Here is a 12,099-nt window from a genome sequence, read left to right as displayed (position 1 = left end):
AGTGCGTCGAACGTCCGGCAATAAATCGGTATCCCATTTACTGGTTATCGGATCGGATTCTTACAGACTTAAGAAATCTCGGGTATTTCTCTACTAAGCTTGCGTACGATGCGCGAAGAACGCATCATTTTTTGTTGATTTGAATATATTTAGGCGCATGATGAAAACATGAATCTTACATATTCATTTCATTTTCCGGCGTGTGTCCGAGCCAATGACCTGCTGGCCAGCATCAGGCAATAGAAAATGGCTTGAACAAGAGATCACCTGCGGATATGATTGAGCAATCACTCATTGATTGTTTGTAGTCGAAGCGAACCGTATGGCCCGTCCGAAAAGCGAAGACAAACGCAACGCCATCCTTGGCGCTGCAACTGAGGTGATTGCCGAGCAGGGTTTGGCCGCGCCCACCGCGCGCATCGCAAAAGTCGCGGGCGTGGCTGAAGGAACGCTGTTCACGTACTTCGACAACAAGGACGAGCTGCTGAACCAGCTCTACCTGGACATCAAGGCGGAGCTGCGCGAAGTGATGATGACGACCTATCCGACGCAAGCCAGCGTGCGCGTGCGCGTCCAGCACGTGTGGAACAGGTTTGTCGACTGGGGCGTGGCGCAACCGCAAAAACGCCGGGCAATGGCACAACTGTTCGTGTCGGAGCGTCTGACCGACTGCACGCGTGCAACTGGCATGGAGTCCTTCGCAGACATCAACGCAATGATTCAGGCAAGCGTGGCGAGCGGCGCGTTGCGTGATCATCCGCCGGCTTTCCTGTCGGCAATCATGGCGGCGTTGGCCGAAACCACCATGGATTTCATCGCTCGCGAACCGGCCAATACCGACCGTTATCGCAAGGCCGGCTTTGAGGCGTTCTGGCACGCGATTGCCCAGAACTAAATTTTTTGTCTTATTAATGAGCGCGTACATGCTCAATTAAATGTAAGGAGCGCATTATGTCGAAGGTCTGGTTGGTTACGGGAAGTGCCCGCGGGCTTGGGCGCGACATTGTCGAAACGGCGTTGCGTGCCGGTGAGCGGGTGGTTGCTACGGCACGCGATCCGCGTCAGTTGGCCGATCTGCTGACGCGCTACGGCGAGCAGGTTCGCGCGGTTGCGCTGGATGTCACGGATCCGGCCGCGGCGCGCGAGGCGGTGCAGGCCGCAGTCGATGCTTTCGGCCGGCTCGATGTGGTCGTCAACAACGCGGGCTTCGGTCATCTGGCGCCGTTCGAGCAAACTACCGAAGACGATTTTCGTGCGCAGATCGACACCAACTTCTATGGTGTGGTTAACGTCACGCGTGCGGCGCTTCCGGTACTGCGGAAACAGCGATCCGGCCACGTGATCCAGATTTCGTCGGTGGGTGGCCGTGTCGGGATCGCGGGTTTGAGCGCGTATCAGGCCGCGAAGTGGGCGGTCGGCGGATTCACTGAGGTGATCAGCCAGGAACTCGCGCCGTTCGGCGTCCACGTCACTGCGCTCGAACCAGGCGGCATGAAAACGGAGTGGGGTACGGGGGCGATGGGTGAGGCGCCGGAATTGCTGCCGGACTATGTGCCGTCGGTCGGCGCCGTCACGGATATGCTGTCCCAGTACGTCGGCCAGGAAACCGGCGATCCCGCAAAGGTTGCGCAAGTGGTGTTGAAGCTCGCGTATCACGATTCGTTGCCGGCGCATCTCTTGCTGGGCAGTGATGCGTTGCATTTCGCCGGCGAAGCTGACAAGGCGCGCGCTGCAGCCGCCGAAGCATGGCGAGCAGTCAGCGCGGCCATCGATTTCTCCGCGCCAACGCCGCTGCCGGCCTTTCCGGGTGCATCGGCGAAAGCCTGAGCGCGCATGCGGAGGCCGGGCGACGCTCAGATCGCCCGCCACGCTCAGGACAAAGCGGTCACCGCCCGCTTGTGGGACATATCCGAAGGTTTGACCAATGCGCGCTGGCCGGGCGCGATCATGGAGCACACATCATGAAGGTTCTGACATTCGGCGCGACCGGCATGGTCGGGCAGGGCGTATTGCGCGAATGCCTGCGCGCGCCTGATGTCGAGGTAGTCCAGACGGTTGGCCGCACCCGCACCGGCCAGCTCGATCCGCGTCTGAACGAGCTGATTCAGCCGGACCTGATGGACTACCGGGCGGTGGAAGAGTCGCTGAAGGGTTTCGATGCGTGCTTTTTCTGTCTGGGCGTCTCGTCGGCAGGCATGCAGGAGGCCGAGTATGCGCGCCTTACCTACGACCTGACGTTGGCCGCTGCGCAGACGCTTGCCCGTCTGAATCCGCAGATGACTTTCGTCTACGTGTCAGGTGCGGGCACCGACAGCACTGAACACGGCCGTACCATGTGGGCGCGGGTCAAGGGCCGGACGGAGAATGCGCTGCTACGGCTGCCGTTCAAGGCCGTCTACCTGTTCCGGCCCGGTGTGATCGAGCCGCTGAACGGCGCTGTTTCGAAAACTCGCTCGTACCGGTTGTTCTATACGGTGGCGAGGCCGCTTCTGTCGACGCTGCGCGCGCTGTTTCCCAACCACATTCTGAGCACCGAAGACATCGGCCTGGCGATGTTGGAGGTCGCGCGCCATGGCGCCGCCAAAGCGGTGCTCGAGGTTGCCGATCTCCGTGCGCTCAGCCGCGCCGCATCCGAGCCGGCGCTCGATCTGCACGCGGGCTGAGCGCCCGGCTGGGGTGACGTCCGCGCGCCGCCCCGTGGCCCGAGGCGTGCCGTAGTCGAAAAATTTCGTTTAGTCCGCCAAAAACCTGTCTTTTCCCTCATTCGACGCGCCTCAGCGTCTGGTAGGCTACCGTTTCACGGGACGCGCCTTCCGGACGCGGCCAACTCCTCCACGCGTGTAGGTCAGCGCATGCTCGAATGAAACGCTCATGGTGACGCGCCGACCGAACATCGTGATTGCCATCAGTATCGTGCTGGCCAGCGCGATCCTCGCGATCGCGGTGTGGGTATTGGCGCAGATGCGCGATGACGCGTTGCGGCGCGCGCAGGATTCGGTCTTCAACGTTTCGCTGCTGGTCGAACGCGACGTGTCGCGCAATCTCGAGATCTACGATCTGTCGCTGCGGGCCGTCATTGAAGGCTTGAAACAACCCGGCGTGCTGGACTTGCCGCCGGCGATCCGCCAGATGGTGCTGTTCGACGGCTCAGCCAGCGCAAAAGACCTGGGTTCGATTCTCGTACTCGACACGGCCGGCAACATCGTCTTCGATTCGCAATCCACGCCTCCGCGCGCGTTCAATCTCGCCGAGCGTGAATACTTCCGCGTTCAGCGCGACTCTCCCAATGTCGGCCTGTATGTCAGCCATCCGTTCATACCCAAGGTACACGGTAAGGACGTGAGCATTGCGCTGAGCCGGCGCATCTCGCGGCCGGACGGCAGCTTCGGCGGCGTGGTGGTCGGCACGATGCGGCTCACTTACTTCAGACACCTGTTCGCCGGCATGAATCTCGGCGCGGGCGGGTCGATGGCGCTGATGCTGAACGACGGCACGATGCTGATGCGGCGCCCCTACGATCCGAAAATTATCGGCCGGAGCCTGACCGGCACCGCGAACTACTCACGCTTCCTTCTGCAGCCGAGCGGGGACTTCTTCGGTACGGCGGCGATCGACGGTGTCGAGCGCTGGTACGCGTTCCGCCATATCGATATGTATCCGCTGATTCTCGACGTGGCGCTCTCCACGCGCGATATCTATGTGGAGTGGCGGCGTCGCGCGTGGATCATCGGTACGCTGATCGCGGCGCTCGACGTAGTGATCATTGCGCTCGCTCTCCTGTTCTCGCAGCAACTGCGGCAGCGCCGCGCGGCCGAAGAAGAGTTGCGCGTGCTCGCGCGTACCGACGGGCTGACCGGCCTGAACAATCGCCGCACGTTCGAGGAACATGCGGAAGAGGAGTGGCGCCGCGCGCAACGTAACGACTGGCCGTTGTCGATGCTGCTGATCGATGTCGACACGTTCAAAGGCTTCAACGATCTATACGGCCACTCGGCCGGCGACGATGCGCTCGTCGCCGTGGCGCGCTGCATCGCGCAGAACGTGCGGCGCCCGGGCGATACCGCTGCGCGCTATGGTGGCGAAGAATTCGCTGTGCTCTTGCCAGATACCGACGAAACCGGGGCGACGGCCATCGCCGAGAAAATTCGCGCCGCGGTTCAGGCGCTCGAACTTCGCCACGTCGCGAGCTCGCACCATGTGCTGACCATCAGCATCGGCATTGCCTGCACCGGCCGCCAGGTATTCGCGACGAGCCGCGCACTCGTCAACGCCGCGGACGAGGCGCTCTACGAGGCCAAGGACGCCGGCCGCAACCGCGTGCTTTGCTACCCGGTGGCGGCGCGGGCGGATCGGCGGAGTGCCGTGGCGTCGCCGGCGCAATGAGGCAAGACGATTTCACAGGCGTGCCGGTTAGTGGGCCGCGCCGAGTTCGAGCAGCGGGCCAGCGCTGATTGGCGCAGAACCTATCGCGTGCGCTGCTCTGAATAATTTCACCCGGGTAATATGTTGCGCTTAATTTATACCCGGGTATAATTCGACAAATTCATCTTTCTGGAGTTTGTCATGACCCCCCACCCTGTAACCTGCACCGCCTTCGAGGGGCACCGCCGCATCGCCTCGGGCTCCTTGTCCGAAGTGGCGCTCGCCATACGCGAAGTGCTGGCGCGCGGTGAACAGGCGCCCGTGCTGGTTTTCGACGACGTCACGAGTCGCCCGGTCGAGTTTGATTTGCGCGGTACGCCTGAAGAGATTCTGGCGCGGCTGGCAAGCGGGGCGCCCGGCGAACAACCCGCACCAACCGCTGACGCCGGGGAAAACGACACCCCGCGCAGCCGCGGCCGGCCCAAGCTCGGTGTGGTGGCGAGAGAGGTGACGTTACTGCCGCGTCATTGGGATTGGCTCAATGGGCAATCGGGTGGCGCTTCGGTCGCGCTGCGCAAACTGGTCGACGCGGCGCGACTTGCGGGCGAGGACAAGGACCGCAAACGCGCAGCGCAAGAAGCGGTGTATCGCTTCATGACCGCGATCGCGGGCAATCTGCCTGATTACGAAGATGCGACACGCGCGCTCTATGCCGACGACCGGACGCGCTTTGACGGGATCGTCGCGGCATGGCCGGAGGATGTGCGCGATCACACGCTGCGGCTTGCTCAAGGTGCGCTCGTTACGCATCCATAAATTCAACCGCGTATCGAACGCACCGTACGCACTGGCGAGTGCGCCGACCAACGAAACATAGGGACAAAAAAAAGCCGCTCACGCCGGGGAGCGTGAGCGGAAAGTCGGAGAGTTACATCAACATCACGTGCGCTCATGGGGGTGAACGCAACAAACAAAGTCTAAAAGCTAGGCTCATCCCCATATATCAGACAAATCCCAATCATTGCGCCGACATGCAAAGCGCGTCGACGTAGCGATCCGGACCCGTGCGCCAGGCATTCCTTACATCATCCTGTCCCGGTTATGCCCACCATTTATCGCATCAAGTCTCTGTTACGCACGCCGTAAAAGAGGTGGGAGCGTCGCCACGTATCTGAAAAATGGCGAAATGTTTTGCCATGGCGCAGCGGCGCGAGCGTCCCCTTAGGACTTATGAAGGATGGTGAGATGAAGTGGTTTGACCGCATGACCGTATTCAGGAAGCTGCTGTTGGCGTTTGCCGTCGTGATCGGGTTCTGCGTCGTGATCGGCGGGACTTCGCTAAAGACGTTGTCGTCGACGCATGCCATTACCGACGCCATCTGCGACCAGCACATGAACGGCCTCTACTGGATGGAAGAGGCGAACCGTCACAAGATCGATTCCGATCTTGCCGCCGCGAATCTCGGCTACGCCGCCGACGATGCCGGCCGTCAAAAGTTGAAGGACAGCATCGTCGCGTCGCTCAAGGAGATGCACGGCGCCTACGATCAGTATCGCGCGACCATCGCTACAGCCAAGGGTCAGGAGATGTTCGACGAGGTGCTGCGCAAGTCGGCGGTGTGGGAGGGCATCGTGCATCAGCAGATCGGTCTCGAACCGATTCCGGCCGGCGTCGACAACAACGAACTCGTGCGCCGCGCGATTGCGTCGAGCGAGGCGCTGCGCGATCGCATCACGGCGCTGATCGAGTATCGCCGTCAGCAAGCCAACGAAGCGCAGCACGAGGCGAGCGCCGACTATCAGCACATGCGCATCGTGATGCTCGCGCTGGTGTTGGGCGCGATCGTGGCGGGCACGTTGCTCGCAACGGTGATTGCACGACGCCTTGCGCGTCAGCTCGGCGGCGAACCCGATTACGCGATGCACATCGCCAACCGCATCGCCGACGGCGACCTGAGCGTGCGCGTCGACACCCGTGCGGGCGATACCCACAGCATGTTGTTTGCGCTGAGCAATATGCGTGAGCGATTGGCCGGCATCGTCTCGGGCATCAGCGAGTCGAGCGAGTCGATCCTGATGGCCTCGGGCGAGATCGCGCAGGGCAACACTGATCTGTCGCAACGCACGGAAGAGCAGGCTGCCGCATTGCAGGAAACCGCGTCGAGCATGGAGGAATTGACGTCGACGGTGAAGATGAATGCCGAGAACGCGCAGCAGGCGGGTGGTGTCGCGCATGGCGCGTCGGAAGTGGCGGCGCGCGGCAGCGGCCTGGTCGGCGATGTGGTCGAAACGATGCGCCAGTTGGCGGCCGGCTCGAAGCGCATGACCGACATCATTGCGGTGATCGAAGGGATCGCGTTCCAGACCAACATTCTCGCGCTGAACGCCGCTGTAGAAGCGGCGCGAGCCGGTGAGCAGGGCCGCGGCTTCGCGGTGGTGGCAGGCGAAGTGCGTTCACTCGCGCAGCGCAGCGCGGTGTCCGCCAAGGAGATCAAGGAACTGATCGAGAGCTCGACGGCGCGTGTGGGCAGCGGTGCCGAACTGGCCGAGCGGGCCGGTCAGACGATGGCGGAAGTCACGCATGCGGTGAAGCGTGTGACCGACATCATGGGTGAGATTTCGTCGGCGTCGCAGGAGCAGAGCACCGGCATCGAGGAAGTGAACCGCGCGGTCGCGCAGATGGACGACGTGACCCAGCAAAACGCGGCGCTGGTCGAGCAGGCGGCGGCCGCGGCGGCGTCGATGGCGGATCAGGCCAGGCAGTTGCAAGCGGCGGTGACGGTGTTCTCGCTGGACGCGCGGCGCGCGTAGCGCTCATTGCGCGCTTTTTGCCGCCCTTGCCAGGCCTGGTGCCTCTCCGTACACTCGCGCGTAATTCCCAGATGGCGCGGTTTCGCGGCGCCGTCCACTACAACGCCGACAGAGGAGAACCCCCGCCATGGCCGATTCCTATTTCCCACGCTGGCGCGCCCAGCCGAACGCTGCCGAGGGTCGCATTGTCGGCACCGACGAGCGTCTCGCGTGGCCGCAGATGTTTGCAATGGGTATTCAGCACGTTGTCGCGATGTTCGGGTCCACCGTGCTTGCGCCGTTGCTGATGGGCTTCGATCCGAACCTGTGCATCTTCATGTCGGGGATCGGCACGTTGTTGTTCTTCGTCCTTGTGGGTGGGCGCGTACCGAGCTATCTCGGTTCGAGTTTCTCATTCATCGGTCTGGTGATCGCGGTGACGGGGTATGGCGGCCACGGTCCGAACATGAACATTCCGGTGGCGTTGGGCGGGATCATCGCGTGCGGGGTGGTGTACGCGATCATTGGCCTGATCGTGTCGGCGGTCGGCACCCGATGGATTGAAACGCTGATGCCGCCGGTGGTGACGGGCGCGATTGTCTGCGTGATCGGCTTGAATCTCGCGCCGATCGCGGTGCATGGCGTGAGCGGGAGCAACTTCGACTCGTGGATGGCGCTGGTGACGGTGCTGTGCGTCGGCGCGGTCGCGGTGTTTGCGCGCGGCATGCTGCAGCGTTTGCTGATTCTGGTCGGTTTGCTGATGGCGTACGTGATTTACGCGATCGTCACGAATGGTCTCGGCATGGGCAAGCCGATCGACTTTGCGATTGTGGCGAACGCTGCATGGTTCGGTATGCCGCAGTTCACCGCGCCGGTTTTCAACATGCAGGCGATGACCTTGCTTGCGCCGATTGCGGTGATTCTTGTTGCTGAGAATCTTGGGCACATCAAGGCGGTGAGCGCGATGACCGGTCAGAACCTCGACGGTTATGTCGGCCGTGCATTTATCGGCGACGGACTCGCGACGATTCTGTCTGGCTTTGCCGGCGGCACGGGGGTGACGACGTATGCCGAGAACATCGGCGTGATGGCCGTGACCAAAATCTATTCGACGCTGGTGTTTGTGATTGCCGCGGTGATTGCGCTGGTCTTGGGCTTTTCGCCGAAGTTCGGTGCGGTGATTCAGACCATTCCGGGGCCGGTGCTGGGGGGCGTGTCGATTGTTGTGTTCGGCCTGATCGCGGTAACTGGCGCGCGCATCTGGGTCGTGAATAAAGTCGATTTCTCCGACAACCGGAATCTGATCGTGGCGGCGGTAACGCTCGTGCTTGGCGCTGGGGATTTTTCGTTGAAGCTCGGTGGGTTCGGGCTCGGCGGGATCGGTACCGCGACCTTCGGCGCGATCATTTTGTACGCGCTTCTGAGAAGGAAGCCGGCGCAGGGACCGGTGGCCTGATTGACCTGGGCGACGGCCTTTTCTCTTGTGATTGAGAGATCAAGCGATCAAGAGAAAGGCCATCGCCGCGTCGTAACGCTGACTGCTACCTCTATCGCTTCCGCACGGTCAGCGCCGTCTCCGATAGATCCACCTCGCGCATGAGCTTGTTCAAAGTCTCGTCATTGATTTCCTGACTATTGCGCAGCGCAAGCAGCACCTTCCGCTCGGCTCGCATCGCCGCCAACTTCATCCGGAATTCCAGCGCATCGGCACGGCGCGCCAGTTCACGCGGCTCCTGTTCGTCTTCCAATGTCGCGAGCCGTCGTCGATAAATGTCCATGACTCGCGCGGTGACATCCGCCGCGTATGCCGATGCCGACTCATCCAGATCCGCGCAGTCTCTTTCGTGCACTTCGTCAACTGCGCGAATCGCGGCTTGCGCCGCCATCGTGCGCGCCATCGCCTCCTCCGCCGCATGCGGATCCTTACCCCGCCGCCAGCCGCTCAACAACAGCGGCAACGCCACGACGGCCACCAGCAGCGATAGCAGAATCACGCCCGAGGCAATGAAAATCGCCAGGTCCCGCCCCGGCAACGGCGCACCACCCGGCAAGACCTCGGGCAACGACAACACGCCCGCCAGCGTCACCGCGCCACGCACGCCGGCCACCGTCGTCACCGTGACCGTGCGCAACCCCGGCACGGCACTCGCCATACCGTGCTTCGCCGCGCCGCGGCTCGCGAACCAGCGCAGCAACCACACCCACACGAAGCGCAGTGCGTAGAGCGCCGCCGCCACCGCGGCGATGTAGCCGATCAAGCGCCACACCTCCACATCGCTGGTCTCGTGCGCGTCGAGCAGCGCGCGGCCGAGAATGTGCGGAAACTGCAGCCCCAACAGAATGAACACCATGCCGTTGAAGACGAATTCGATCATCGTCCACGTGCTGTTCCCGCGCACGCGCGACGACACCGGCCCGGCGTTCGCGATGTTCGCGTAGTTCATCATCATGCCGGCCGAGACCGCGGAAAGAATGCCCGAGAACTCGAAGCGCTCGGCGATCAGATACGCGGCGAACGGAATCAGCAGCGTCATCACCACACCGGGTGCCGGATCGCCTTCTTCGTTAAGACTCAGAAAATGCGCGGACACAAAGCTGAACAGCCAGCTCACCGCCGCGCCCGTCGCGAGACCGCCCACCGCGATGATCACGAAGCTGATCGACGCGTCGCGCAGCGAAAACACTCCCGTCAGCGCCGCGGCAATCGCGAACTTCAGCGCGACAAGGCCCGACGCGTCGTTCATCAACGCCTCACCTTCGAGGATATGCATCAACCGCCCGGGAATCTTGCCCTTGCCGGCGATACCGGTCAGCGCCACCGCATCGGTCGGCGACAGCACCGCGGCAAGCGCGAACGCGACCGGCAGCGAGATCGACGGCACCAGCGCATGGATGAAGTAGCCGACTGCCAGCACCGTCATGAAAACCAGGCCGAGCGCGAGCATCAGGATGGAGCGGCGCGCCATGAACAATTCGCGCTTCGGGATTCGCCATCCATCCGCGAACAGCAGCGGCGGAATGAACAGCATCATGAAAATTTCCGGATCGAAGGTGACGTGCAGCCCGAGCCTCGGCCATGCGAGCAAGGCGCCGATCGCGATCTGGACCAGCGGCAGCGGCAAGGCGACCCGCAGCATCCGCGTCACGATGCCGGATGCTGCGACGGCGAGCAAAAGAATCAGTACGGTAAAGACAATATCCATCGGTCTATTTCTGGAGATATAGCGGTGCTTCCTCTGCGATCGTCGACGATGCCGCCGCGTATCGATCGCGAGGCGTGCGTGAGGCACAAGGCCGAAGTTTAGCCCGACGCTGCAGCACGCCATTGTTAACCCGACAAGGTCCCGCGAGCCTGGTCGGCAAGCGTCCAGGTAAGGTAATGCACCTTAACGGTGCGCGCTGCGCCCCCGCGCGGCGCATCGGCTCGTTCATCGGTGCAATCTTTCATGCAAATTTCATTCGAATGTGCGCCAGCGTGCGCATGGAGCTTGCTTAAGGAATATCGATGACGCACATTTTGAGAAACGGTGCCGAGGTTGTTCGCTTCCGCGTTCGGACCGGCCCGGCTCTCGCGTGAGAGGATTGCATGACGATTGCGCAACAGGAAAGGACGGCCAGCGCGCCGCATGGCTTCGATGTCGAGGTGACGTCGGGGCTTGAACGTTTTTCGGTGCAGCACGGCGAGCTGACGTTGACCAGCGTGTTTCAACCCATTTTCAGCCTGTCGCATATGCGGGCAGTGGGCTACGAGGGGCTGCTGCGCGCGCACGATGCGCTCGACCGGCCTGTGTCGCCGCTTGACGTATTCGGCGAGGCGGCGCGTCTGGGCGACGTGCTGCAAGTCGACCGGCTCGCCCAGACCCTGCATCTGGAGAACTTCAAGGTACTTGGCGCCGAGCGCGAATGGCTGTTCCTGAACGTCCATCCCGGCGCGCTCACCGACCCGTATCTCGCCGCCGCCTTGCTGGCCAACCTCAAGCGACTCGATCTGTCGCCCCGGCGGATCGTGCTTGAGGTGCTCGAACAACGCGCCGAAGATCTCGAACGTCTCGCCGACGCCGTGCGCCAATTCCGCGAGCGTGGTTTCCTGATTGCGCTCGACGATTTCGGCGCGGGCCATTCCAACGTCGAACGGATCTGGCAGTTGAATCCCGACATCGTGAAGCTCGACCGCATCATGCTGTCGCACGCCGCGCATCGTGCGGATATGGCGACGATCCTGCCGGGGCTGGTGGCGCTGCTGCACGAAGCGGGCAAGCTGGTGCTGATCGAAGGTGTAGAAACGGAACACGAAGCGCAGATGGCGCTCGCCTGCGATGCGGACTTCGTACAGGGGTTTTTCTTCGGCCGGCCGAATCCAGGGGCGGCCGACGCGGCGCACGCCACGACTTGCATCAGCGAAGTCACCGACCGCTATCGCGATCAGGCCGAAGCGCGCGAGCGCCGCAATGCGAGCCGTCTCACGCCGTATCTGCGGGCGTTTGAGCGTGCCGCGGAACGGCTCGCAGCCGGCGAACCGCTCGAGGAAGTGTGCTGGAATTTCCTCGCGCTCGACCATGCCGCGCGCTGTTTTCTGCTCGATGCGAAGGGCAAGCAGGCGGGCCGCAACGTCGTGTTGCGTGCCGATCGCGCGGCGCATGAGACGCGCTTTTTGCCGCTTGCCGACGCGCAAGGGGCGAACTGGCTGCGTCGTCCGTATTTCCGTGCGGCGATCAACGCGCCTGAACGCGTGCATGTGACGCGTCCGTATCTGTCGATCAACGAGGCGCTGCCGTGTGTGACGCTGTCGGTGGCGACGCGCGTGGGTGATCAGACGTGCGTGCTGTGCGGCGATATCGATTGGGTCGAAGAATAGAGGTTCGGATGCTTCGCTCCGGAGGGTGAGCGGCGGTCCTCATGGCCTAGATTGGCGGGACGCGCGGCGGTTCTGAGATCATGTCGTTTTTA

The 12,099-nt window shown here is 62.5% G+C and carries 9 protein-coding genes; 8 read left to right on the top strand and 1 reads right to left on the bottom strand.

All coding sequences use genetic code 11. The features are described from left to right. Positions 1 to 322 precede the first annotated feature (322 nt). The 7 genes from FSO04_RS06205 (at position 323) to FSO04_RS06175 (ending at position 8,608) form a co-directional block, all read left to right on the top strand. Positions 323 to 895: a TetR/AcrR family transcriptional regulator gene (locus FSO04_RS06205; protein WP_154558850.1), complete on the top strand. Its 573-nt coding sequence runs from the start codon at positions 323 to 325 to the stop codon at positions 893 to 895. 56 nt (positions 896 to 951) lie between these two features. Continuing rightward, positions 952 to 1,827: an SDR family NAD(P)-dependent oxidoreductase gene (locus tag FSO04_RS06200; RefSeq protein WP_154558849.1), complete on the top strand. Its 876-nt coding sequence runs from the start codon at positions 952 to 954 to the stop codon at positions 1,825 to 1,827. A gap of 134 nt (positions 1,828 to 1,961) precedes the next feature. Continuing rightward, a complete protein-coding gene (locus FSO04_RS06195) occupies positions 1,962 to 2,663 on the top strand; it encodes an NAD(P)H-binding protein (protein ID WP_154558848.1) in 702 nt (233 codons plus the stop codon). 208 nt (positions 2,664 to 2,871) lie between these two features. Then, positions 2,872 to 4,383, top strand: a complete 1,512-nt coding sequence (locus FSO04_RS06190; protein WP_154558847.1) for a sensor domain-containing diguanylate cyclase — start codon at positions 2,872 to 2,874, stop codon at positions 4,381 to 4,383. Positions 4,384 to 4,563: 180 nt separating this feature from the next. Then, entirely contained in the window at positions 4,564 to 5,178 is a 615-nt protein-coding gene (locus FSO04_RS06185; protein WP_154558846.1) for a DUF2239 family protein, read from the top strand. Positions 5,179 to 5,607: 429 nt separating this feature from the next. Further along, on the top strand, positions 5,608 to 7,173 hold the full coding sequence (locus tag FSO04_RS06180; RefSeq protein WP_154558845.1) for a methyl-accepting chemotaxis protein: 1,566 nt from the start codon (positions 5,608 to 5,610) through the stop codon (positions 7,171 to 7,173). 127 nt (positions 7,174 to 7,300) lie between these two features. Then, on the top strand, positions 7,301 to 8,608 hold the full coding sequence (locus tag FSO04_RS06175; protein WP_154558844.1) for a solute carrier family 23 protein: 1,308 nt from the start codon (positions 7,301 to 7,303) through the stop codon (positions 8,606 to 8,608). A gap of 91 nt (positions 8,609 to 8,699) precedes the next feature. On the opposite strand, the gene FSO04_RS06170 is transcribed toward FSO04_RS06175, so the two are convergent. Beyond that, a complete protein-coding gene (locus FSO04_RS06170) occupies positions 8,700 to 10,355 on the bottom strand; it encodes a Na+/H+ antiporter (protein ID WP_154558843.1) in 1,656 nt (551 codons plus the stop codon). A 383-nt stretch (positions 10,356 to 10,738) separates the two neighbouring features. Between FSO04_RS06170 and FSO04_RS06165 the strand changes: the two genes are divergently transcribed. Beyond that, the gene (locus FSO04_RS06165) at positions 10,739 to 12,007 is read left to right on the top strand and encodes a sensor domain-containing phosphodiesterase (RefSeq protein ID WP_154558842.1); all 1,269 of its coding nucleotides are present in this window, start codon (positions 10,739 to 10,741) and stop codon (positions 12,005 to 12,007) included. Positions 12,008 to 12,099 lie beyond the last annotated feature (92 nt).

It is taken from the genome of Paraburkholderia madseniana (genome assembly GCF_009690905.1).
In the GTDB taxonomy this organism is placed as follows: Bacteria; Pseudomonadota; Gammaproteobacteria; order Burkholderiales; family Burkholderiaceae; genus Paraburkholderia; species Paraburkholderia madseniana.
Note: the sequence above shows the minus strand (reverse complement) of the source record. Positions and strands in the feature narration are given on the sequence as shown.